Raw genomic sequence first — 23,103 nt, 5'->3', positions numbered from 1 at the left:
AGACGGTGTGGGCGTTCGGGGGCGTGGCCGGCGTCGCCCGCGGGCGGCACGGCAGCGGCGCGGCCGCGCGCGTCGTTGTCCTGATCGCGGTGCCTCGGCCGTCGCAGGCCGGGCGGGGCCGCGGCGTCACCCCGTCGTTTCGTGGCGCCGGCCGGCGATCCGGTGCATCTCCGGTGCGCCGGCCGCCGTGGAGTGCTCCGGGAGCAGTTCCAGGACCGCCTGCCGGTGCGCGTCGGACGTCGCGTCGTCGTACGGGTCGGGCGTCGCCGGCACCTGGAGCCTGAGCACCGGCCCCGTACCGAGCCGGGCGTAGCCGCGTCCGGGCGGCACGCTGGGAGTGGGCGTCGTGTGCGGAGCCCGGCCGAGGACCGCCTCCGCCTCGTCCCGGGTGGCTGGTCCGAGGACGACACGTGCGCGCGTGTGCGTGCGGACCGCCTCGGTCAGGGCGTCGGCGCCGTCGAACTGCTCGGCCACGACGACGGTCACGTGCGCCGCCCTCCCGTGCCGCAGCGGCACCTGGAGCAGTTCCTGGGGGTCGACCCGCCCGTCGGCCGCCGCGAGGTGCCCGAGGACACCGGGCCGGTCAAGGAGGATCCACAGCGGCCGCTTGGTGTCGCTGGGAGCGGGCCTGCCCGCCTGCCGCGCCCGGTTGGCGGCGATCAGCCGCCGTTCCGTCTCGTGCGCGGCCCACTCCAGGCTGGTGAGCGCGCCGGCCGGCCCGCATTCGACGCCCAGCACACCGCAGCGGCCGGTCAGGCAGGCGTACTCCCCGGTGCCGCTGCCGTCCACGATCAGGATGTCGCCGTGCTCCAGCGCCTGGAGCGCGATCGAGCGCAGCAGCGAGGTGGCGCCGCTGCCGGGCTGGCCCACGATCAGCAGGTGGGGTTCCGTCGAGCGCGGGCCCGTCCGCCAGACGACCGGCGGGGCGTCACGCCGTTCGTCCCCCTCCCACACCGGCATGGTCCGCTGCACCGCGTCGTCGTCCGTGAACCCGAGCACCGTCTCGCCGGGCGCGGTCACGAACCGCTGTGCCGCGATGGAGGTGGGCAGCGCCGGCAACACCCGCATGAGCAGCTGGTTGCCCTCCTCGTCCCAGTCGAAGAGGTACTCGCGCCCGCGCCCCGACTTGGCTTGCAGCAGCCGCTCGACGCGGGCCCGGGAGGCCGCCTCCCCGTCCGGGAAGTACGCCGGGTACGCGATCCTCAGCCGGACCGGCCGGCCGTCGCCGTCGAACGCGAAGTCACTGAAGGCCTTCCCCCACTCCCCGCCGTGGGTGAACAGCGGGGCGGGGTCCTCGGGCACGGAGAAGTGCGGCACCAGGGCCTCGTACAGCGCCTTGAGCCGTTCGGTCTCGGCCTCGTCGGGCCCGGTCCTGACCACCGTGCGCTCACGCCCGTGCCACGCCGCCGCACCCATCAGGGAGATCAGGGCGAGGAGCGGGCCGTACGGGAGGAGCGCCACGACCACTGCGCAGGCCGCGGCAAGGAACAGCGCGGGACCGCGCCGTTCCTTGGGAGTCGCGCTCCATTTCGCGCGACCTGCCGCGGCCAGCCTCCGCAGACCACGGGTGACCGTGATCAGTGGATGGAGGACGTCCGTGGCGCCTTCGGCGGCCGTGCGCGCGATTTCCCGGCTCCGCGCCATCCGGTCGCTGCCGCTGCTGAGAACGCGGGGAATCGGGATGCGGGGGAGCGGTCGCCGGGCCACGTCGTACTCCTGTGGGGGTGGAAGGGGGTCGTGGGGGCGTCAGAACTTGATCCCGCCCAACAGGCTCGCGAGGCTCGCGCCGCCCGCCGTGATGCTCGGGGCGATGGCCGTGCCCGCGAGGTAGAACCCGAAGAGGGCGCAGACGAGGGCGTGGGAGGCCTTGAGCCCGTCCTTCTTGAAGAAGAGGAAGACGATGATGCCGAGCAGGACCACGCCGGAGATGGACAGGATCATGAGATTCTCCTGGGTGAGGGGACAGTCACCTTGAGTACTTCCAGCCTCACAGCAAGTATCTATGCGACAAAAGGTGCAAACGGGTGAATAAGCACAGTTTTCACTTGAATGGCGGATGTCGGATTCCCGCCGCACCCCGATGAGACGCGCGGGCGCGTGCCCGCGACCTTCGGCCGACGCGGTCCGGGTGATCTTTGCCACCGGAGGGCCGGGTCATGCCCCGGCCCGGGCAGTACCCTGTCGGTTCACTCGCACGGCGGCCCTCGCCGTGCGTACCGGTCCACCCGGGTACATGCAGGTCAGCACGGCCGGCGCGGCCCGGGTCAACAAGGTGAAAGGCGGTCCGTCCGATGAGTGAGACTCCGGACCCCGGGGTGATCGAGCTGGCGTCCAAGGTCTTCGACCTGGCGCGCCACGGAGACGCGGACACGCTCGCCGCGTACGTGGACGCCGGTGTGCCCGCCAACCTCACCAACGACAAGGGCGACTGCCTGGTGATGCTCGCCGCCTACCACGGCAACGCGGACGCGGTGACCGTCCTGCTGGAGCGCGGCGCCGACCCCAACCGGGTCAACGACCGGGGCCAGACCCCGATCGCCGGAGCCGTCTTCAAGGGCGAGGACGACATCGTCCGCGCCCTCCTGGACCACGGCGCAGATCCGGAGGCAGGCACTCCGTCCGCCGTGGATACCGCCAGGATGTTTGGGAAGACACACCTCCTGGAGCTGTTCGAGTCCCGGTGAACGGACGCTGAACTCCAGGTGGGAGCCGCACGGTAAATGTGGTCGCGGTGGCGAAATGGCTGGGTCATCATGACGTCGGGCCTGCAGGAGGCCACCGACGAGAGGCAGAGGAAGATGGTCGACATCAAGCGGAAGACGACGGGCGGCTCCACATGTTGCTGCGCGGCCTAGGCACCCACCGGTCCCCGGGAACCCGGGGTTGCGTCGACAGCTTGATGTGAGGCATTTTCCATGTTCGATCCAGTCATAGCGCCGAGCGGCACCTTGCTCGGCCTGCTGCAGAGGGGCCGAGGCGACGGCACGCTGCACGCGCTCGCCGCGCCGCGCACCGAGGCCCTCGCCGCCCTCGACCACTGCGTTCTCCACGACCCCCGCCAGGACTGGCAGGTCGAGAACCGCTCCCTCTACTACGCACGCCTGTACCTGGATCTGCACGGCGCGCTCGACGCCATCGAGGCCCACCTCTTCTGCGCCGAGGACCACCTCGACACGGACGAGTCACGCACCGGGCTCGCCCTCGCGGTACTGGGCCACCTCGCCTCGTACGGCCGCGAGGACGCCCTCGCGCTGCTGCGCAGGTACGCCGCCACCGGCGCCAACTGGGCCTGGGCCCTCGACGAGCTCGCCCTGCGCGACGACGACTCGGCGCTGCGCACCCTCGCCGTGCCCGTGCTCGCCCGCTTCCCGGCCACCCCGGAGGGCGACGCCGAGCTCGCCGTCGCCGTGCGCGACGCCTTCGAGCCCCGCCCGTGGCGGCTGTGGGCCGAGGACCGGCGGGACGCCGTCGGCGCCCGGGTCCGCGCCGCTCAGGAGCGGGGCTGCTTCGACCGGTGGCAACGCCAGATGCGCCCCAGCGGGCCCCGACCCGGCTGGAGCGTGCAAGCGGTCTTCGACTGGGCCCAGGAGGGTCTGGACCGGGGCTCCGTGCTCCATGTGCCGGCCGCCCGCTGCCTGAACGCCGTCGCCGGTCCCGAGGACCGGCCCCTGATCGTCGAAGCCGCCCGCAGCGGACCCGACGGCGCCCGCTGCGCAGCCCTCCACTACCTCGCCGAGATCCAGGACCCCGCCGTCCTGGACCTGATCGAGGCCGCCGCTGCCGCCGGCTCCTCCACCGTCGCCGAGGCCGCCGTCGCCGCCTTCGAGCGGATGTGCGGCGAGGCGGCCGTGGACCGGGCCCGAGGCTGGGTGCACCGGCCGGACGCGCTCGGCACCTCGGCGGCCGGCGTGCTCGCCTGCCGGGGCGGCGCCCAGGACGCCGGCCTGGTGCTGGGAGCCCTGCGCGAGGCCGTACGGGCCGAGGGCCCCGATTCCCCCTCGCTCTACCCGCTCGTCGACGGGACCGGCCGGCTCGGGATCGCCTGCGCCGCGCCCGTCCTGCGCCACGTCTACCGGGAGACCGCGGCCTCCCAGCTGCGCGGGCGCACCGCGCGTGCCCTCGCCGCGACCGACCCCTCCTTCGCCACCGGCTTCGCCGTCGAGTGCCTGTGGGACTGCGAGGAGACCACCAGGGAGATCGCCGCCCTGCACGCCGAGACCGGTGACGTGCGCGTCGCCGAGCGGTTGCGCCGCCTCGCCGCGGACCCGGCCGAGGAGGACGAGGTGCAGACGGCCGTGCGCAGCCGGATAGGCCCCGACATGCCCGCGGTCTGACCCCGCGGAGCGGCCGGCCCGCGTGGGGCCCGGGCTCCCGGTGTTGTACGGGCGTGGGGCCCGTCGTGCCGGCGCCGTCGGGTCCGGCCCCTCCTGCCCGACAGCACGCGCCCGCGTGTCCTGCGGTGGCGTGCCGGGGGCCCCTGCTGCCGGACGATGGTGCTCGGGTGCCGTGGCGTGCGGGCCGTATGCGCCCGGCCCCTGCTGCCTGAGGATGCTTGCCCGCGTGCGGGGGGCGGCGTCCGGCCCTCATGCTCGGCCGTGCGTGTTCGCGACGCACCGTGCCGTGCCGGGGTCGTACGGGGTCGCGGCCACACACTCATGGGTCCCTCTCCGCGGGAAAGACCGGGTTCCCGGTGCCCGCGCACGACACCGAAGCGATCCGTGGCGCCGTGGCCGGGCTCGCCACGGACCATGCCCTGCGGGCGGCCTGCGGGCGAGCCGGCCGCGATGCCGCCGGGGGCAGGACCTGGGCCGCCGTGGGTGACCGGATGCTCGGGCACTACGCCGAGGTGCTGCGCGAGCGGACGGCGCTGGCGGCATGAGCCCCGCGCATCGTGCGACCGGCGTACTTCGTGCCCCGGCGTCCCGGCGGACTGCGCACGGCGCTGGACGAGCTCGGCCGCGGCTACCAGGCCTCCGGGCACGAACCGGTTCTGGTGGTGCCGGGGGAGGTGGCGAGCGACCGGAACGCCCCGCAGGGCCGGGTGATCACCCTGCCGGGACCCCTCCTCCACGGCACCGGCAGGTACCGCGTCCTCACCGACCGCCGCGGCTGCGGCGGCTGCCGGAGGAACTGCGGCCCGGCCGCGTCGAGGTCTCCGACCGTGCCGAACTGCGCGCAGGTGGCGTGCGGGCCGCCCTGGTGGTGACCCGCTCGATGTCCTCGTCCCCGTGTCCCCGGACGCCTCCCGCGCCAGAATGGGGGAGTGAACGGCCTCTGGGAGTTCTGGATCGACCGGGGCGGCACCTTCACCGACATCGTGGCCCGCCGCCCCGACGGGAGCCTGGTCACCCGCAAGCTGCTCTCCCACGACCCGGAGCGCTACCGCGACGCCGCCGTCGCCGGGATCCGGCTGCTGCTCGGGACCTGCCCCGGCGAACCCGTACCCGCGGGTCGCATCCACTCCGTCAGGATGGGCACGACGGTCGCCACCAACGCCCTGCTGGAGCGCCGGGGGGAACCGACCGTCCTGCTCATCACCGAGGGGTTCCGCGACGCCCTGCGCATCGCCTACCAGAACCGGCCGCGCCTCTTCGACCGGCGCATCCTGCTCCCCGAGACGGTGTACGACCGGGTCGTCGAGGTGCCCGAGCGCCTCGACGCCCGCGGCGCGGTCGTCCGCCCGCTCGATCCGGCCCCCCTGCGCGCGCACCTCAAGGCCGCCCGCGCGGACGGCCTGCGCAGCGCCGCCGTGGTCCTCCTGCACGGCTACCGCCATCCCGGCCACGAGGCGCGGGTCGCCGAGGTCGCGCGGGAGGAGGGCTTCACGCAGATCAGCTGCTCGCACGAGGTCAGTCCGCTCATCAGACTCGTGCCACGCGGTGACACCACGGTCGTCGACGCGTACCTGTCGCCGATCCTGCGGCGGTACGTCGACGAGGTCGCCTCCGAACTCTCCGGTGTGCGGCTGATGTTCATGCAGTCCAACGGCGGGCTCCGCGAGGCCGCGCACTTCCGCGGCAAGGACGCCGTGCTGTCGGGTCCTGCGGGCGGCGTCGTCGGCATGGCCCGCACCTCCCGGCAGGCCGGCTTCGACCGGGTCATCGGCTTCGACATGGGAGGCACATCCACCGACGTGTCGCACTACGCGGGTGCGTTCGAGCGGGAGCTCGGCACCGAGGTGGCGGGGGTGCGGATGCGGGCGCCGATGATGAGCATCCACACCGTCGCGGCGGGCGGTGGCTCGGTCCTCCACTTCGACGGCCGTCGCTACCGGGTCGGCCCCGACTCCGCCGGCGCGGTCCCCGGGCCGGCCTGCTACCGGCGCGGCGGCCCGCTGACGGTGACGGACGCCAACGTGATGCTCGGCAGGGTGCAGCCCGCGCACTTCCCGCCCGTCTTCGGGCCGGACGGCGACCAGCCGCTCGACGCCGCAGTCGTCCGCGATCGGTTCGCCGAACTCGCCGAAACGGTACGGCGCCACACCGGCACCGCCCCCAGCCCCGAGGACGTCGCGGCCGGCTTCCTCGAGATCGCCGTCCTCAACATGGCGAACGCGGTCAAGAGGATCTCCGTGCAACGCGGCCACGACATCACGCGGTACGCCCTCACCAGCTTCGGCGGCGCCGGCGGCCAGCACGCCTGCGCGGTCGCCGACGCCCTCGGCATCAACACGGTCCTCGTCCCTCCGCTGGCCGGGGTGCTGTCCGCGTACGGCATCGGCCTCGCCGACGCCACCGCGATGCGGGAACGCTCCATCGAGGCGGAGCTCGACGAGGACACCTGCGCGCGCGTGCGCGAGGTGTGCGCCGTACTCGCCCGGCGGACGCGGGAGGAACTGCGCGACGACGGTCTGCCCGACCACGCGATCAGCACCCACGCGCGCGTGCTCCTGCGGTACGCCGGGACCGACGCGAGCCTGCCGGTGCCGCTCGGCTCCGCGGAGGCCATGCGGTCGGCCTTCGGGGCGGCCCACCGCGCGCGGTACGCGTTCACCATGGACAAGCCCCTGGTCGTCGAGGCGGTCTCCGTGGAGGCGGTCGGCAGGGCGGGCCCCCACGGTCCGGCCGGCGCCGCACAAGGTCCCCGTGACGGCGGACCGGAGCAGCGCGCCGTGGTCCGGATGTCCGTCGCCGGGGAGGTACGGGACGCCCCGCTGTACCGGCGGGAGGACCTGCGCCCCTCCGACACCGTGGCCGGCCCGGCCGTCATCGTGGAGCCCGACGCCACGACGGTCGTCGACGACGGCTGGCAGGCGTCCGCGGCCCGGACCGGGCACCTGCTGCTGACCCGGTCCCGCCCCCGGCCCGGCCGCACCGCGGTGGGCACGGACGTGGACCCCGTCCTCCTGGAGGTCTTCAACAGCCTCTTCATGTCCATCGCCGAGCAGATGGGCGTGCGCCTGGAGAACACCGCGCACTCCGTCAACATCAAGGAGCGGCTCGACTTCTCCTGCGCCCTCTTCGACGCCGACGGCAACCTCATCGCCAACGCTCCCCACATCCCCGTCCACCTGGGCTCGATGGGGGAGTCCATCAAGGAGGTCCTGCGGCGCAACCGGGGGAGCCTGCGGCCCGGAGACGTGTACGCCGTCAACGACCCCTACCACGGCGGCACGCACCTGCCCGACGTGACCGTCGTGACACCCGTCTTCGGCCCCTCCGGGGAGCTGCGCTTCCTGGTCGCCTCCCGCGGCCACCATGCCGAGATCGGCGGCATCACGCCCGGCTCCATGCCCGCCTTCAGCCGTACGATCCACGAGGAGGGCGTCCTCTTCGACAACTGGCTGCTCGTACGGGACGGCCGGCTGCGCGAGGAGGAGACCCGGCGCCTGCTCACCGAGGGCCCGTATCCGTCCCGCGATCCCGGCACCAACCTCGCCGACCTGCGGGCGCAGATCGCCGCCAACGAGAAGGGCATCGAGGAACTGGGCCGCATGGTGGACCAGTTCGGCCTGGACGTCGTCCACGCCTACATGCGGCACGTCCGGGACAACGCCGCCGAGTCCGTACGCCGCATCGTCGCCGGCCTCCACGACGGCTCGTACCGGTACGAGACGGACAGCGGTGCGGTCATCCAGGTCGCCGTGCGCGTCGACCGGGAACGCCGCACCGCGGTCCTCGACTTCACCGGCACCTCGCCGCAACAGCCCGGCAACACCAACGCTCCCACGTCCGTGGTCATGGCGGCGGTGCTGTACGTGTTCCGGACGCTCGTGGACGACGACATCCCGCTCAACAGCGGCTGTCTGGAGCCGCTGGAGGTGAGGGTGCCCGAAGGTTGCATGCTGGCGCCCGCCCACCCGGCGGCGACGGTGGCCGGCAACGTCGAGACCTCGCAGGCGGTGACCGGGGCGCTGTACGCCGCGCTCGGCGTCCAGGCGGAGGGCTCGGGCACCATGAACAACGTCACCTTCGGCAATGACCGCGTCCAGTACTACGAGACCGTGGCCAGCGGCTCGGGGGCGGGCGACGGATTCGACGGAGCCGACGCCGTCCAGACGCACATGACGAACTCCCGGCTCACCGACCCCGAGGTCCTGGAATGGCGCCACCCCGTCCGGGTGGATGCCTTCGCGGTACGGCACGGCAGCGGCGGCCGCGGCCGGTGGCACGGCGGCAACGGTGTGGTCCGCCGCATCCGGTTCCTGGAGCCCATGACGGTGGCGCTGCTGACCGGGCACCGGCGCGTCCCGCCGTACGGCATGGCGGGCGGTGCTCCGGGCGCGCTCGGCGAGAACAGGGTGGAGCGTGCCGGCGGTGCCGTGGAGACGCTCGGCGGCGTGGACGTGATCGAGGTCGGCCCCGGCGACGTCCTGGTCGTCGCGACCCCCGGGGGCGGCGGCTACGGGCACCTGGCCGACTGACGGGCCCTCCGGCGGGCCGGCCGAGCCCGCGGAACAGCTGCGCCTGACGGCCCCGGACCCTGCCGGGCTCGGCCGTCCCAGCGGCCGGCTGCCTCGCTGATCCGCTTCGTTACGGCGGCATCCGGGGAGGAACCGGGGCCCGGCCGCCGCAGCGGCTCAGCCCAAGGGCAGGAACCGCACCGGTGTCCCCGGGGTCGCCTGTGCCGCCGCCGCCAGGTCCTCGTCCCGGACCACGGCCACCACCGGGTAGCCGCCGGTCGTGGGGTGGTCCGCCAGGAACACCACCGGCCGGCCGTCCGGCGGGACCTGCACCGCGCCCAGCACCATGCCTTCGCTGGGCAGCTCGCCGGGGACGGCACGTACCAGCGCCGGCCCTTCGGTACGCAGCCCGATCCGGTTGCTCGCGGGGGACACCCGGTACCGGCGCGTGGCGAAGGTCCGCAGCGCCGCGGCCGTGAACCAGTCGTGGCGGGGGCCCAGCCGGACCCGCAGGACCAGCTCCCGCGGGGGAGCGGCCCAGGGCGCCGCCTCGAACCGGGCCGCCGCGGACGGCGGTGGCCCCAGCGGCAGTACGGCGCCGTCGCGCAGCGGTGCCGGGCCGAGCCCCGACAGCAGGTCGGTGGAGCGGCTGCCCAGGACCGGTTCGGCCGCCACGCCCCCGGCGAACGCCAGATACGAGCGCACCCCCCGCACCGCGGCCCCGGCTTCCAGCACGGCGCCGGCCGGAACGCGCACCGCGGCTCCCCAGGCAACCGGCCGGCCGTTCACGGTGACCGGGCACGGCGCACCCCCCACCGCTACCGTCACGGCACAGCGGGGCCGCACCGCGCAGCCGTTGACGGTGGTCTCCAGGACGGCCGCGTCGTCCGGATTGCCGACCAGCCGGTTGACGAGTCGGCTCGCGTACGGATCGAGGGCGCCCGACCGCGGCACGCCCAGGTGCGCGTGGCCGGACCGCCCGAGGTCCTGCACGGTGGTCAGCGCCCCGGCCCGTACGACCGCGAAGGCACGGTCGTTCATCGCCGCCCCACGCTCCGTGCCGCCGGGCCCTCGGGCACGAACCGCACCCGTGTCCCCGGCGACAGCAGCGCCGCCGGCTCACGCGCCGGGTCCCACAGCACCACGTCCGTGTTCCCGATCAGCTGCCAGCCGCCCGGTGACGAGCGCGGGTACACGCCCGTGTACGTGCCCGCCACCGCGACCGAGCCCGCCGGGACGGCGGTGCGCGGGGTGGATCGGCGCGGCACCTCGTACCGGGCGGGCAGCCCGGTCAGATAGCCGAAGCCGGGCGCGAACCCGCAGAACGCCACCCGGAACTCCACCCCCGCATGGATGCGGGCCACGTCGTCGGGCTCGACGCCCCACAGCGCCGCGACCACCGCGAGATCCGGCCCGTCGTACCGGACCGGTATGTCCACGACGGGCTCGGCGCGCGCGTGCTGCGGTTCCACCTGCCACCCGCTGACCAGTGCGGCGAGGCGCCCGGGGTCCTCCACCCCGTCGAGCAGCACCGTCCGGGCCGCCGGCACGATCTCCCGCACGGGGGGCAGCGCGCCGGACGCACGGCGGCGCAGCAGCTCGGCGTGGAACGCCTGCGCCTCCTCACCGTTGCCGAGCTCGACGAGCAGGGCGCGTTCCCCCACCGGCAGGGTCCTCATGCGAAGGCCTCCACCCGCACACCCGCGTCCTCCAGCCGGGCGCGGACCCGGCGGGCCAGCTCCACAGCGCCCGGCGTGTCCCCGTGCAGGCACAGCGAGCGGGCGCGCACGGCGACGGACCGCCCGCACCGGGAGGTGACCACACCGGAGCGCGCCATGGACACCGACCGTTCCACGACGGCCGCCGGGTCGGTGATGACGGCGCCTTCCTCCCGGCGAGGCACGAGCGTCCCGGCGGCGGTGTACGCCCGGTCCCCGAACGCCTCCGTGACGACCGGGAGTCCGGCGCTCTCCGCCCTCTCGTGCAGCCGTGAGCCGGGCAGGCCGAGCAGCGGCAGCCGCTCGCCCGTCAGCAGCACACCGTCCACCACGGCCTGCGCCTGCTCCTCGTCGTGCACGACCCGGTTGTAGAGCGCCCCGTGCGGTTTCACGTACGCCACGCGCGCTCCCGCGGCCCGGGCGAACACCTCCAGGGCGCCGATCTGGTACGCCACTTCGGAGGCCAGCTCGTCGGCGGGGACGTCCATGGAGCGCCTTCCGAAGCCGGCCAGGTCGCGGTAGGAGACCTGGGCACCGATCCGCACCGCCCGCTCGGCCGCGAGCGCGCACACCCGCCGCATGGTGACGGCGTCACCGGCGTGGAAGCCGCAGGCGACATTGGCGCTGGTCACGACCGACAGGAGTTGTTCGTCGTCCGTGAGCCGCCAGCGGCCGAAGCCTTCGCCGAGGTCGGCGTTGAGGTCGATCGAGGCCCGGGTCATGGTGGTGTGTCTCCTTCGGATTGCGTCACGCGAGCTCCCGGCCGCGGGTCTCGGGAAGCCCGAGCAGGGCCAGTACGGCGATGCCGTACCCCACGGCGCCGAAGATCAGCGCGCCGCCCACGCCCCAGCTGTCCGCGAGGAAGCCGACCAGCGTCGGGAAGAACGCGCCCACCGCGCGACCGGTGTTGTACGTGAATCCCTGTCCGGTGCCGCGCACCGCCGTCGGGTACAGCTCCGCGAGGAAGGAGCCGAACCCGCTGAAGATGGCCGACATGCAGAACCCGAGCGGGAAGCCGAGCACCAGCAGCAGTCCGTTCGCCCCGGAAGGGATGTTCGTGTAGGCGACGATGCACAGCGCCGACAGCACGGCGAAGATCACGATGTTGCGTTTCCGGCCGAGCCGGTCGGTGAGGTATCCGCCCGTCAGGTAGCCCAGGAAGGCGCCGGATATCAGGAAGGTCAGATAGCCGCCCGTACCCACCACGGTGAGACCGCGGTCGTTCTTCAGGTACGTCGGCACCCAGGTGGCCAGCGTGTAGTAGCCGCCCTGGACGCCGGTGGACAGCAGCATTGCGAACAGCGTCGTGCGCAGCAGCCCGGCGCGGAAGATGGCGGAGAAGGAACCGCGCTCCTGGCTCGCCTCGCGCACGGCGGCGACGTGCGGCGCGTCCTGGACGTTGCGGCGGACCCAGATGACCAGAAGGGCGGGCAGGGCCCCGGTCCAGAACATCACGCGCCACGCGGTGTCCGCGTCGAGGAAGTGGAACACCAGCGTGTAGACGATCACGGCGAGGGCCCAGCCGGCCGCCCAGGCGCTCTGGATTCCGCCGAGCGTCCGCCCCCGGTGCTTGGCGGAGGCGTATTCGGCGACCAGGATCGCGCCCACGGCCCACTCGCCGCCGAAGCCGACTCCCTGGAGGGCGCGGAAGACCAGCAGGGTCTCGTAGTTCGGTGCGAAGCCGCAGAGAACGGTGAACAGCGCGTACGTGATGACCGTGATCATCAGCGCTTTCACCCGGCCGATCCGGTCGGCGAGGATGCCGGCGAGCACGCCGCCGACCGCCGAGACGACGAGGGTGACGGTGGTGAGCAGACCGGTCTGGCCGCTGTTCAGGCTGAAGTATGCCGAAATGGCCACCATGCTCAGCGGCAGGGTGAAGAAGTCGTAGGAATCGAGGGCGTAGCCGCCGAACGCGCCGCCGAAGGCGCGCCGGCCGCGCGGTCCGAGCGCGCGCAGCCAGGCGAACGCGCCGCTGTCACCGGGCAGTTCGGTGGAGGTTGCCCGAGGGGTCCGGGTCGTACTCATCTGCACCTCGCAAGGGGGAAGGCAGGCGTGAGTGGGGGCGTGGAGCGGGATCGTGCGGTGTCGTCAAAGTAGGGGATTGTTGAACGATCCGACAAGGGGGTTGTCCCCACGTTCTTCCCTCGGGTTTTCCTTCTACGATGAGCGGCGAGGTGCGGGTGACGGACGAGAAGAGGGCGTTGTGGGTACGACGGGCTCCGGGGCCGGAGGGCTGGCGGACGACCGCGCCCTCCTCGGGCGTACGAGCACGGCCGAGCGGGTCGCCGACATCCTGCGCACCCGGATCGCGGAGGGTTTCTTCCGTCCCGGCGCACGGCTCTCGGAGGACAGCATCGCCGGCGCGCTCGGTGTGTCCCGCAACACGCTGCGCGAGGCGTTCCGGTTGCTCACTCATGAACGACTGCTCGTCCACCAGCTCAATCGCGGGGTGTTCGTCCGCGTCCTGGCGGTCGAGGACGTGGTGGACATCTACCGCACCCGGCGCCTGGTCGAATGCGCCGTGGTGCGCGGGCTGGGCGAGCCGCCGTTCGAGCTCGACGCGCTGATCCGGGCGGTCTCGGGCGGGGAGCGCGATGCCCGCGAGGGCGACTGGAAGGGCGTGTCCACCGCCAACATCCACTTCCACCGCGAGCTGGTGGCCCTCGCCGGCAGCGCCCGCACCGACGAGCTGATGCGCAGCGTCCTCGCCGAACTCAGGCTCGCATTCCACGTGGTGGACGACCCGCAGGCGCTGCACGGGCCCTATCTCGTGCGAAACCGGGAGATTCTGGACGCCTTGCGCGCCGGGGGGCGCGAGAAGGCGGAGCGCCTCCTCGCGGATTACCTCGACGATTCGCGCGACCAGCTGGTGGAGCTCTACGCATGCCTCGTCGGCGACGGCTCCGGCCGTGACGACTGACGTCCCCTCCGCCGGGCCCGGCTCGACCGCCACCCCCGGCTCGAGGGGCGGGTCCGGCTCGACCGCTGCGTCCGGCTCGACCGCCGGGTCCGTCCGCACCTGACCCGCCCCCCTGCCCGACCCTGTCCCGCATCCGGCTCCCCTCGCGCGCCTGCGTCCTGGTCCCGCGTCCCTGACCCCGAGTGGGAGCGATATACCCGAATTATCCGGTTTGGTGGGCCTGTCCGGCGCGCGGCCGTCACCTGCGGCGCCCCAGAACGCACACCGCGTCGAGAGGCTCCCCGGCACGGCGTACGGAGCGGCTCCCCGCGGGGCCATCTGCGCCGTTTCGACCGTTGTCGGTGCGAGGACCTAATCTGTGCACCGTGACTTCGCCTGCCTCGACGGAATTCGTTCCGCCCCAGCTCAGCGCGGGGCCGCGACCCGCTCAGGGCCCGGCCGCCGACGAGGGGCTGGCGCGGCGCCTGCGTGCGCTCGCGTGCACCGCGCCGCTGCACGACCTGGACGCCCGCAAGGCGAACCTGGCGGGGGAGTACTCGGTCTACGGCATGGCGGAGGTCGCGCTCGCCGCGATCGACCTCGTCACGCTCAACATGGACTTCGACACCGGTGCCGACCACGAGCAGATCGTCGCCCGGCTGCTGCCGAGGGTCGCCGCCCAGGCCCCGCAGCGGCCCGCCGCCGAGCACGAGCGGGTCGCCCGCTGGGTGCTGGAGAACCTGATCAACGTCGGAAGTGTGGACCGCGGCTTCCGCGCGGTGTACGGCACCTTCGGGCCCGACGGCAGCTACGTCCGCCGCGACTACGACTTCAAGCTCCTGGAGGAAGTCCCCGGCTACGGCGGCAGCGTCTACCTCCGCACCACCGACGAAGCGGTCAACGTCCTCGTCGGTGCCCTCGACACCGACGTCACCAGCGCCCAGATCGCCGCGGAGGTGAAGCTGGAGGTGCTCATCAGCCGCGGGCGCCTCGCCGACGCCCAGCTCGCGGCCGAGCAGGCGCGGTACCGCACCGTGCAGTACGCCGAAACGCTCCGCAAGACGCTGGAGGCCACCCGGCGCAACGTCCGCGCCGTCGACTGGCTCCACGCCGTGCCCGACATGATCGACGAGGCGCTCGCCCACGTCGCCGACCGGTACCGCCACGAGAACGCGATCCTCACCAACATCCGCAAAGCGCGCGACGAGGCCGAGGACCAGGAGCACAAGCGGCGCGCCGCCGAGCTCGTCGACATCGTCAAGGACTGCATCCGACGCCACACCCAGCTCCAGTCCCGGCTGCTGGAGGCCGGCCCGCTGTTCCGTGCCGAGCAGGACCGTCAGGCCTTCGCCACGCCCACCGCGCGAGCGGGCCTCGACCTGTACGGACAGCTGGTCGCCCCGCTGCTGCCGCTCCCCGTCGAGGAGGCGATCCGGGTCACGGACGCGTACTTCGCCCGCGGCACCGGACTGCGCACACCCGCGTCCGTACGCCTCGGTGACCTGGTCGACCTGCTGCTCACCCCGCCGACGGAGCGCGAACACCTGGGCGCGGAGATGCCCGAGCCGGACCTGATCGCCACGCCCGACGACAGCCGGTTCAGCGAGGAGCAGCTCGCGGCCGCCATGGAACTGCTCGACCTGGAGCACGACGCCCCCCGCCGGCTCTCCGGACTGCTCGCCGAGGCACGCCTGCGCGACCCCGAACTCCCGTACCTGGTCGCCCTCCTGGCCATCCACGCGGCCAGCCCGCCGGTGGGGACGGCCTACCGGCAGGGGGAACAGCGCCTGCTCTTCGCCGTCGACGACGGCACGGAACTCGACGACCCGGAGTTCGGCGGCGCCGACCTGATAGTCGGTACGGCCCTGCTGGACGCGGTGGGCATGGCCGCGGACCGGACGGACGCGACATGACCCCACGGTCCACCACGCCCGCCGTGCGGTCGTCGATCCCCGCCGTACGGCACCCGGCCCGGTGGTCCGCGGCACCCGCCGCGGACCACCCCGCTCCGGCCCCGCGCCGCCTCGCGCCCGCCCCGCTCGGCGAACTCCGGGCGGGCGGGGACGCGGACGCGGAAGCCGCAGCGTCCGCACCGACGAGCCGTGCACACCGACCGACCACCCGCAGCAAGGAGCCCCAGCCGTGAGCGACCACCACGCAGAGCACGCCGACGCGTGGAGCGAGCCCGAGGCGCCGCAGGCCCCCGAGCCCACCGCGGGCGGGGCCGTCACGCCCGCCGACGCCGCCGACGCCGCACGGCTCGTCTCCTTCGGCCTCCAGCCCAAGCTGCTGCCGGCCCGCGACGCCGAATACGCCGATCTGCTGCGCCGGTACCGTGAGGAGCCCGCCTTCGCGCGGCTCGCCGACGCCGTCGCGACCGGCCTCGGGCTCATCGTCCTGGAGGTCTCCCCCCGCGCCGGGATGGCCGTCACCGCCGGCGAGGACTCCGTCTTCGCCGTCCGGATGGGCGACTACGCCCGCCGCGCCTCCACCGACTCCGCCGACCGCTTCCTGCACGGCCTGGCCCACCTCGCCGTCGCCGCCATGGCGTTCCCGCGCCCCGAGGACCTCGCCGACGACGGCTACATCGGCCGCATCACCGTCAACGGCGTGGACGCCTTCGTACGCCAGGCGTGCCGCCGCCTGGAAGAGCGGGCCGAGCAGGAGGGCGAGAACACCGACCCCGCCACCGACGCCCCCGGCCTGGAAGCCGCCTGGCGCATCTACGCGCGGCGCAGCGCCACCGGCGCCACCAAGGACGCCCGCCGGCTCGCCGGCTCCACCACCGGCATCATCGGCAAGGCCGTCGCCTTCCTGACGGAATCCGGCTTCCTCCAGCGCACCGGCGACGAGGGCGGCGGCTCCTACCGCACCACCGCCCGCTTCCAGCTGCAGGTCCGCGACCTGGCGGGCAGCGCCGCCATGGCCGAGCTCCTGGAACTCGGGGTCGTCCCGGTGACCGACGGCTCCGCCACGCTCCTCCCGCCGCCCGACGGCGACGACCTGGAGCTGGCCGCCGACGCCGGCCTGCCCTTCCACGCGTAACACGTCAGCACACGACTGAGAGTCCGCCGCCATGTACGAGCTGTCCCGGGTCCGCCTCTACTCCATCGGGCCCGCCGGTGCGCGCTACGCCGACACCGTGCTGGACCTGCGCGGAGTGGGCGCGCCCGTGCCCCACCCCGCCCCCACGCAGGCGGAGTTCTTCGAGGACGAGCCGGTCGGCCCGCCGCGCCGCCCCGCCCCCGCGGGCGTGCTCTTCCTGGAGAACGGCGGCGGCAAGTCCGTCCTCCTGAAGCTGATCTTCTCGGTGATGCTCCCCGGCCACCGCAACACCCTGGGCGGCGCGAGCTCCGGCGTGCTGCGCAAGTTCCTGCTCGCCGACGACTGCGGCCACGTCGCCCTGGAGTGGCAGCACACCCTCACCGGTGAACTCGTCGTCGTCGGCAAGGTCAGCGAGTGGCGCGGACGGCAGGTCTCCAACGACCCGAGGAAGTTCGCCGAAGCCTGGTACTCGTTCCGTCCCGGCCCGGGGCTCAGTCTCGACTCGCTCCCCGTCGCCGAGTCCACCGCGGTCCGCCCGCCCGTCGAAGGCGCCTCCGGCGCGCAGGGCCGCCGCCGCACGATGAAGGGGTTCCGGGACGCCCTCACCGACGCCGGCAAGGCGTACCCGCACCTGGACGTGTACTGGGAGGAGATCCACGACCGCTGGAACGAGCACCTGGGCGACCTCGGTCTCGACCCCGAACTCTTCCGCTACCAGCGGGAGATGAACGCCGACGAGGGCGAGGCCGCCGGGCTCTTCGCGGTCAAGAAGGACTCCGACTTCACCGACCTGCTGCTCCGCGCGGTCACCGACATCCGTGACACCGACGGCCTCGCCGACCTGGTCGGCGGCTTCGGCAACAAGCTGGGCCGGCGCGCCGAGCTCACGGCCGAACGGGACTTCACCGCCGGCTCCGTCGACCTCCTCGGCCGCATCGTCGAAGCGGCCGGCACGCGCGCCCGCGCGCGCGACGTCCACGCGGGCGCCGAGCGCCGCACCCGTACCCTCGCCCGCCGTCTCTCCGCCCGCGCCGCCCAGGAACGCGGTCGCGCCGCCGAGCTCGCCGAGCAGGTCACCACCGCCGCCCACGCCGTGACCGAGGCCGAGGAGACGCGCGCCCGCGCCTCCCGCATCGCCGCCGAACTGGCCTACCGCCACGCCTCGCTGGCCCTCACCGCCGCCGAGAAGGGCGCTGCCGCGCAGCGCCGCGAACTCATCGACGCGCGCACACTGCACTCCGCCTGGCAGGCCACCGAAGTCGTGCTGCGCCACCGTGCCGCCGCCGACCGCTCGGCCCGCGTGTCCGCGGCCATCCGCGAGGCCGAGCGGGACGCCGCCCCCGCGCTCGCCGCCCGTGCCAAGGCCGCCGCCGACCTCGTACGGGCGCTGCACGCCGCCGCGGAGGACGGCGAGCGGCAGGCCGACGAGGAGGAGGAGCGTTCCACCGCTCTCCAGGAAGCCGCCGAGACCGCCCACCGCGACGCGACCGCCGCCGCCACCGAGGCCCAGCGCGCCCGCAGCGAGGCCGGGCACCTGCGCCAGCGCCTCGCCGAGGTCGAGCAGGAGACCGCCGAAGCGGTACGCGCCGGATGGCTCGACGACACCGCCCCCGACGCCGACCCCGCCCGCGCCGCGCTCGCCGCGAGCGACGCCGAGAAGACCACCGTCGCCGCCTGGGACGCCGCCCGTGACGCCGCCCGGGCGGCCGCCGACCGCGCCCGCGACGCCGCAGCCACCGAATCCCGCGCCGAACTGGCCGCCGCCCGTGCCGCCGACGCCGCCCAGGCAGCCGAGAACGCCTACCAGGCCGAGCGCCGCGCCGCCGACTCCATCGCCGCGGAGGAGCGCCTCGCCGAACTGCTCGGCCTGCCGTCGGCGCCGGTGTCCCGGGCCGCCGTCCCGGCGCCGCGCCGCGAGGACACCGCCGCCCACGGCGAGGACCGACCCGCCGCCGACGGCGGCGCACCGGCGGACACCGCCCACGACCCGCACGGCGACGTCACCGGCACCCCCCGTACCGCATCGCACCCCCCGCTCACCGCCGAGGAACTGGACCGCTACGCCGACGAGCTGCGCGACCTCCTCGACCAGGGCATCACCTCCGCCGAGCGCAAGCTCTTCGAGCTGCGTACCGCCGCCGCCGACGACTCCCGCATCCTCGGAGCCCTCGGTGACGGCGGTCTGCTGCCGCCCGGCCCCGACGTCCTCGCCACCGTCGAGTACCTCGGCGAACAGGGCATCCCCGCCCTCCCCGGCTGGCGCTACCTGGCCCAGGCGGTCGACCCCGCCGACCACGCAGCCGTACTCGCCGCCCGCCCGGAGCTGGTGGACGGTGTCGTGATCACCGACCCCGTCTCCTACGCCAGGGCCCGCGAAGCCCTCGCCACCGCCGCGCTCCTGCCACGATCCGCCGTCGCCGTGGGCACCGCCGCCGCGCTCCTGGCGCCCGTGCCGGGGCACACCGACGGCGACACGGACGTCTTCCTCGTGCCGCCGAACCCGGCCATGCACGACGAGCACGCCGCCGACGAGGAGCGCCAGGCCCTGCGCGCCCGCGCCGCCGCACGCGACGAGGAGATCCGTGCGCTCGCCGCCCGCCTCGCCGCCGACCGGTCCCTCGCCGCCCGCATCGGCTCCTGGCGCGCCGACTGCCCGCCCGGCATGCTCGCCGAGCTGGCGGAAGCCGCCGCCACCGCGCGCGAGGCGGCCGAAGCCGCCGAGGCCGCGCTGGCGGAAGCCCGTACCGCACGGGCCGAGGCCGAGGAGGCGGCCGCCGACGCCGCCCGCGTACGCGACGAGCGGCAGGAGGCCGCGCAGCGGGCCCGGCGCGCCGCCGATGCCCTCGCGGGCCTGGCGTTCCGGCTGCGCGAGCGGGCCGGCTGGCAGGTGCGCCTGCGGGAACTGGCCGACGAGGCGGCCGAGTTCGAGGCCCGCGCACAGACCTGCCTGGAGCGGGCACGTGCCGCGGACGAGGACCGCCGCGCCGCCCAGCGCGCCGCGGACGACGCCCACCGCACCGCCCGCGCCCTGCGGGCCGAGCGCTCGGAGATCGCGGGCGCCCCGGAGAACCTCCCCGACGACGTGCCCGAGGACGCCCCGCGCGTTCCGCTGGCCGCCCTCCGCGAGGCCTACCGCGCCGCCTCCCAGCTGTACGAGAAGGTCGGCGTCGGCGCCGACCTGCGCGCCGAACAGGCCCGTGCCGAAAGCGACGAGAGCGCCGCCCTGGCCGAGCTGGACCGGCTCACCAACAAGGTCCGCACCCGCGCCGAACAGCTCCTGCAGAGCCCCGACGGCGCCGACGGCCCGTCCCGGCAGGCCGCCGCCGCCCGCGCCGAGTCCCTGGTGCAGATGCTGGAGTCCCGGGCATCGGAGGCCAGCGAGAAGCTCGGCCGGCTGCGCGGTGAGGCGGAGCGCCTCGCGCCCGCCGACGGCGAGGCGCACACCGAGCTCCCCGACGAGCTGATCCCCACCGACGCCGACCACGCCCAGGCCCTGCTGCGCTCCGCCACCGCCGACCTGGCGGCCCGCACCGACGCCCTGGAGGCCGCCCGCACGAGCCACGCCCGGCTCCTCCAGGCCCACCGTGCCGCCGAGGACGCCGCCGGCGGCTTCGAGGAGACGGCGGCGCTCCTGCGCGACCTGCTGCGCGAGCACACCGAGGAGGAGCCGGAGACTCCGGAGCCGTACCCCGGCAGCCTGGTGGAGGCGCGGCAGTCCGCCACCGACGCCCGCCGTTCCCTGCGCGGATGCGCCGCCGACCTGTCGGCCGCGGAGTCCGCCGTGCGCGAGGCCTGCGACGTCCTCGTGCGCCACGCCAACTCCACCCGTTACGAGCAGGTGCGCACCCCCGCCCGGCAGCAGATCCGCGAGCTGCCCGCCGCCGCCCTGCCGGAGCACGCCGCCAAGTGGGCCGAGGCCTTCGCGCCCCGGCTGCGCGTGCTCACCGACGAGCTGGCCCAGCTGGAGCGCAACCGCGACTCGATCGTCGACCGGCTGCGCGGCCTGGTCGAGTCGGCGCTCACCACGCTGCGCTCGGCCCAGCGTCTGTCCCGCCTCCCCGAGGGCCTCGGCGAATGGTCGGGGCAGGAGTTCCTCCGCATCCGCTTCGAGGAGCCCGACCAGGCGACGCTGACGGAGCGGCTCGGCGAGGTCATCGACGAGGCCACCCGCGCCGCCGTCAAGAAGAACTCCGACCTCCGCCGTGACGGCATGTCCCTGCTGCTGCGCGGCGTGCAGGCAGCGCTCCAGCCCAAGGGCGTGGCCGTGGAGATCCTCAAGCCCGACGCGGTGCTGCGCGCCGAGCGGGTACCGGTCGGGCAGATGGGCGACGTCTTCTCCGGCGGCCAGCTGCTCACCGCCGCGATCGCCCTCTACTGCACGATGGCCGCGCTGCGCAGCAACGACCGGGGCCGCGACAAGCACCGCCACGCCGGCACGCTGTTCCTCGACAACCCCATCGGGCGCGCCAACGCCACGTACCTGCTGGAGCTCCAGCGAGCCGTGTCCGACGCCCTCGGCGTCCAGCTCCTCTACACGACGGGCCTGTTCGACACGACCGCGCTGGCCGAGTTCCCACTCGTCATCCGCCTGCGCAACGACGCCGACCTGCGCGCGGGACTGAAGTACATCAGCGTGGAGGAGCACCTGCGCCCGGGACTGCCGCAGAAGGCCCAGGAAGGCGAGACGGCCGTGCACGGCGAGATCACCGCGACCCGGATGTTCAAGCGCACCCCGGTGCCGGCGGACACGACCGACTGACCTGCCCCGCCCGCACGACCCCGCCCGCACGACCCCGCCCGCACGGCGTCGCCCGGCCGCACGGCTACCTCCCGCCCCGCCCGGAGCAGGGCCGTGCGGGCGGGCGGGGGCACGGGCGCGCCCTGACGCCGGGGCTCAGGCGCGCGACAGGCTGCTCGCGCTGCGGCGTTCCCGCTGCGGACCGGTCCCGTTCCCGGCGCGCTGCGGTATTCGTACCGCCTGGTGCGCTTCCCGGGCCTCCACACGGGCGGCCTGCCGCGCCCGGCGCCGCTCCCGCCGCAGTTCACGCGCCGTGCTGCTCGGCATCGACACCACGCCGTGGCGCTGCTTCCAGACCTGCCGGGTGACCCACACGTCCGCCGCGGCCCAGGTGGCCACCACCGTGCTGGCGACGCTGCTGAGCACCATGGGAAAGGCCAGCCACGAACCCGCGAGCGTGCACAGGAACGCGACCGTCGCCTGTATGAGCGTCAGCGAGGCGATGAGCACCGCCCGCACGGCCGCCGTGCGGACCGGATCGGGCAGTCGCCGCCGCCTCGCCGGCTCCTCCACCCACAGTTCGCGCCGCGGCCGCGGCTCATGCTGCCGCTCCCACGCGTCGTACCCGTCCCGCTCGTCCCGCTGCCCACATCGATTCGTCGCCATCGAAAACGCCACTCCCCACCAACGACCGTCTTCAGGTTGGCTGCCCGTCTTCGGGCGCTTTACGCCGACAGTCCCGACAGTCCCACGCCTCCCCGTATTCGTAGACGTACGACTGCCAGGGAAGATTCCCTCCGCAACACAATTCCAGCCAACCGTTACCCAGGGGAAAGTGACGCCTCGCCAGGTGTCATCCCGCAGGCCCGGATTGTCAACTCCGCGAATACCAGGACAACTCATGATCAACGATGCGACCTGCGGCTGAAAATCGCCCGGCCGCACCTTCGAGATGCTCGTGGTGCAGTAGTAGGCTCGCGCCGTTTGTTGATGTGTTGATGTGTACACCCGCGCCGGACGGAAGCCTCACCGGTCGGGTCCGAGGTGGGGGAGGCCATGCGCTTTCGCGGGAAGTCGATCCGCAGGAAGATCGTGGCGTTGCTGCTCGTGCCGCTTGTCTCCCTCACCGGCCTGTGGGGATTCGCGACACTTCTGACCGGCCGTGAAGCCAACCAACTCCTCGACGTCGGCTACATCATCGAAAAGGTCGGCTACCCCCTCGAGGACACCGTCCGCGTCATCCAGAAGGAACGCCGCCAGACCCTCGTCTACCTGGCGGACCCCCGCGCCTCCGACGCCCTCCCCGCGCTGCGTCGCGACCGCGCCGCCACCGACAGGGCCATCGCCAGGATCCAGGCCAACGCCGCTGAGTCCGGCGTCGCCGACGCCATGCAACCCCAGGCGGCCCGCCAGCTGAACGGCCTCCTCGACGCCTTCGACGGCCTGGCCGGGCTGCGCCGCTCCGTCGAGAACCGCGCCGTCGGCCGCATGCAGGCGCTCGAGTTCTACAACCGGCTCGTCGACCCCTGCTACACCTTCCTGCTCAACCTCCACGCCCTGGAGAACGTGGAGATGGACAAGCAGGGCCGCGCCCTCGTCGGGATCGTCCGGGCCCGCGAGACGCTCTCCCGCGAGGACGCCCTCGTGGTCTCCTCCCTGATCAGCAGGCGCATCACCGCCGAGGAGATACGCGCCGTCTCCGACCTCGTCGCCCAGCGCCGGCTCTTCTACGAGGTCAACCTGGAGCTCATGCCGGCCTCCGAACTCGAGATCTTCCAGCAGTACTGGCACAGCCCCGCCACCGCACCGCTGCGGGACGCCGAGGACGCGCTCATCGCCGCCGGCGCCACCACCGCCC

General features: G+C 74.1%; 18 protein-coding genes. 11 read left to right on the top strand and 7 right to left on the bottom strand.

The window, feature by feature from the left end; all coding sequences use genetic code 11:
* Positions 1-126: 126 nt before the first annotated feature.
* The gene (locus IH00_RS0127260; protein WP_052411681.1) at positions 127-1,644 is read right to left on the bottom strand and encodes an ATP-binding protein; all 1,518 of its coding nucleotides are present in this window, start codon (positions 1,642-1,644) and stop codon (positions 127-129) included.
* Between the two features lie 102 nt (positions 1,645-1,746).
* Complete coding sequence (locus IH00_RS0127255; protein WP_017949565.1) at positions 1,747-1,941, bottom strand: hypothetical protein; 195 nt, start codon at positions 1,939-1,941, stop codon at positions 1,747-1,749.
* A gap of 350 nt (positions 1,942-2,291) precedes the next feature.
* On the opposite strand from IH00_RS0127255, the gene IH00_RS0127250 reads away from it, so the two are divergent.
* The 5 genes from IH00_RS0127250 (at position 2,292) to IH00_RS0127225 (ending at position 8,863) form a co-directional block, all read left to right on the top strand.
* Positions 2,292-2,684, top strand: a complete 393-nt coding sequence (locus IH00_RS0127250; protein ID WP_031078135.1) for an ankyrin repeat domain-containing protein — start codon at positions 2,292-2,294, stop codon at positions 2,682-2,684.
* Positions 2,685-2,915: 231 nt separating this feature from the next.
* Positions 2,916-4,334 carry a hypothetical protein gene (locus IH00_RS0127240; protein ID WP_031078133.1) on the top strand — a complete coding sequence of 473 codons (1,419 nt, stop codon included), beginning with the start codon at positions 2,916-2,918 and terminating at the stop codon, positions 4,332-4,334.
* Positions 4,335-4,690: 356 nt separating this feature from the next.
* Positions 4,691-4,879 carry a hypothetical protein gene (locus IH00_RS0127235; protein WP_031078130.1) on the top strand — a complete coding sequence of 63 codons (189 nt, stop codon included), beginning with the start codon at positions 4,691-4,693 and terminating at the stop codon, positions 4,877-4,879.
* Positions 4,880-4,891: 12 nt separating this feature from the next.
* Complete coding sequence (locus IH00_RS0127230; RefSeq protein WP_031078129.1) at positions 4,892-5,206, top strand: hypothetical protein; 315 nt, start codon at positions 4,892-4,894, stop codon at positions 5,204-5,206.
* A 57-nt stretch (positions 5,207-5,263) separates the two neighbouring features.
* Complete coding sequence (locus tag IH00_RS0127225; protein ID WP_031078126.1) at positions 5,264-8,863, top strand: hydantoinase B/oxoprolinase family protein; 3,600 nt, start codon at positions 5,264-5,266, stop codon at positions 8,861-8,863.
* A gap of 156 nt (positions 8,864-9,019) precedes the next feature.
* Here the strand turns inward: IH00_RS0127225 and IH00_RS0127220 are convergent, their stop codons facing one another.
* The 4 genes from IH00_RS0127220 to IH00_RS0127205 are packed head-to-tail and all read right to left on the bottom strand — an operon-like array spanning position 9,020 to position 12,588.
* Positions 9,020-9,883 carry a 5-oxoprolinase subunit C family protein gene (locus IH00_RS0127220; protein ID WP_031078124.1) on the bottom strand — a complete coding sequence of 288 codons (864 nt, stop codon included), beginning with the start codon at positions 9,881-9,883 and terminating at the stop codon, positions 9,020-9,022.
* Positions 9,880-10,521, bottom strand: a complete 642-nt coding sequence (gene pxpB, locus IH00_RS0127215) for a 5-oxoprolinase subunit PxpB (RefSeq protein ID WP_039947477.1) — start codon at positions 10,519-10,521, stop codon at positions 9,880-9,882. The genes IH00_RS0127220 and pxpB overlap by 4 nt, the downstream gene beginning before the upstream one ends.
* Entirely contained in the window at positions 10,518-11,282 is a 765-nt protein-coding gene (locus IH00_RS0127210) for a LamB/YcsF family protein (RefSeq protein ID WP_031078122.1), read from the bottom strand. Before IH00_RS0127210 ends, pxpB begins: the two co-directional genes overlap by 4 nt.
* 25 nt (positions 11,283-11,307) lie before the next feature.
* On the bottom strand, positions 11,308-12,588 hold the full coding sequence (locus IH00_RS0127205; RefSeq protein ID WP_031078120.1) for an MFS transporter: 1,281 nt from the start codon (positions 12,586-12,588) through the stop codon (positions 11,308-11,310).
* A 178-nt stretch (positions 12,589-12,766) separates the two neighbouring features.
* On the opposite strand from IH00_RS0127205, the gene IH00_RS0127200 reads away from it, so the two are divergent.
* The 5 genes from IH00_RS0127200 (at position 12,767) to IH00_RS0127180 (ending at position 21,266) form a co-directional block, all read left to right on the top strand.
* Positions 12,767-13,483 carry a GntR family transcriptional regulator gene (locus IH00_RS0127200; protein WP_031078119.1) on the top strand — a complete coding sequence of 239 codons (717 nt, stop codon included), beginning with the start codon at positions 12,767-12,769 and terminating at the stop codon, positions 13,481-13,483.
* Positions 13,484-13,848: 365 nt separating this feature from the next.
* Positions 13,849-15,375: a hypothetical protein gene (locus IH00_RS0127195; RefSeq protein WP_031078117.1), complete on the top strand. Its 1,527-nt coding sequence runs from the start codon at positions 13,849-13,851 to the stop codon at positions 15,373-15,375.
* Positions 15,372-15,608 carry a hypothetical protein gene (locus IH00_RS0127190; RefSeq protein ID WP_031078115.1) on the top strand — a complete coding sequence of 79 codons (237 nt, stop codon included), beginning with the start codon at positions 15,372-15,374 and terminating at the stop codon, positions 15,606-15,608. Before IH00_RS0127195 ends, IH00_RS0127190 begins: the two co-directional genes overlap by 4 nt.
* A complete protein-coding gene (locus tag IH00_RS0127185; protein WP_031078113.1) occupies positions 15,605-16,507 on the top strand; it encodes a hypothetical protein in 903 nt (300 codons plus the stop codon). Before IH00_RS0127190 ends, IH00_RS0127185 begins: the two co-directional genes overlap by 4 nt.
* 31 nt (positions 16,508-16,538) lie before the next feature.
* Positions 16,539-21,266, top strand: coding sequence for a flotillin family protein (locus tag IH00_RS0127180; RefSeq protein ID WP_031078110.1), 4,728 nt, complete (start codon positions 16,539-16,541; stop codon positions 21,264-21,266).
* A gap of 135 nt (positions 21,267-21,401) precedes the next feature.
* Here IH00_RS0127180 and IH00_RS44325 read toward each other — a convergent pair whose 3' ends face one another.
* The gene (locus IH00_RS44325) at positions 21,402-21,911 is read right to left on the bottom strand and encodes a hypothetical protein (protein WP_234334979.1); all 510 of its coding nucleotides are present in this window, start codon (positions 21,909-21,911) and stop codon (positions 21,402-21,404) included.
* Between the two features lie 390 nt (positions 21,912-22,301).
* Here IH00_RS44325 and IH00_RS0127170 point away from each other — a divergent pair.
* Positions 22,302-23,103, top strand: an 802-nt coding sequence (locus tag IH00_RS0127170; protein ID WP_031078107.1) for a nitrate- and nitrite sensing domain-containing protein, incomplete at its 3' end; no start/stop codon positions are given.

This window comes from Streptomyces sp. NRRL S-118, from assembly GCF_000716335.1.
In the GTDB taxonomy this organism is placed as follows: domain Bacteria; phylum Actinomycetota; class Actinomycetes; order Streptomycetales; family Streptomycetaceae; genus Streptomyces.
The sequence above is the reverse complement of the archived record's forward strand: the minus strand, read 5'-3'. Positions and strand labels throughout refer to the sequence as shown.

What these genes read in the sequence shown, in the direction of transcription:
- IH00_RS0127180 (WP_031078110.1), top strand. Translation starts at nt 16,539, where the DNA reads ATGTACGAGCTGTCCCGGGTCCGCCTCTACTCCATCGGGCCCGCCGGT.
- IH00_RS44325 (WP_234334979.1), bottom strand. Translation starts at nt 21,911, where the DNA reads ATGGCGACGAATCGATGTGGGCAGCGGGACGAGCGGGACGGGTACGAC.
- IH00_RS0127240 (WP_031078133.1), top strand. Translation starts at nt 2,916, where the DNA reads ATGTTCGATCCAGTCATAGCGCCGAGCGGCACCTTGCTCGGCCTGCTG.
- IH00_RS0127220 (WP_031078124.1), bottom strand. Translation starts at nt 9,883, where the DNA reads ATGAACGACCGTGCCTTCGCGGTCGTACGGGCCGGGGCGCTGACCACC.
- pxpB (WP_039947477.1), bottom strand. Translation starts at nt 10,521, where the DNA reads ATGAGGACCCTGCCGGTGGGGGAACGCGCCCTGCTCGTCGAGCTCGGC.
- IH00_RS0127260 (WP_052411681.1), bottom strand. Translation starts at nt 1,644, where the DNA reads ATGGCGCGGAGCCGGGAAATCGCGCGCACGGCCGCCGAAGGCGCCACG.
- IH00_RS0127210 (WP_031078122.1), bottom strand. Translation starts at nt 11,282, where the DNA reads ATGACCCGGGCCTCGATCGACCTCAACGCCGACCTCGGCGAAGGCTTC.
- IH00_RS0127205 (WP_031078120.1), bottom strand. Translation starts at nt 12,588, where the DNA reads ATGAGTACGACCCGGACCCCTCGGGCAACCTCCACCGAACTGCCCGGT.
- IH00_RS0127255 (WP_017949565.1), bottom strand. Translation starts at nt 1,941, where the DNA reads ATGATCCTGTCCATCTCCGGCGTGGTCCTGCTCGGCATCATCGTCTTC.
- IH00_RS0127190 (WP_031078115.1), top strand. Translation starts at nt 15,372, where the DNA reads ATGACCCCACGGTCCACCACGCCCGCCGTGCGGTCGTCGATCCCCGCC.
- IH00_RS0127250 (WP_031078135.1), top strand. Translation starts at nt 2,292, where the DNA reads ATGAGTGAGACTCCGGACCCCGGGGTGATCGAGCTGGCGTCCAAGGTC.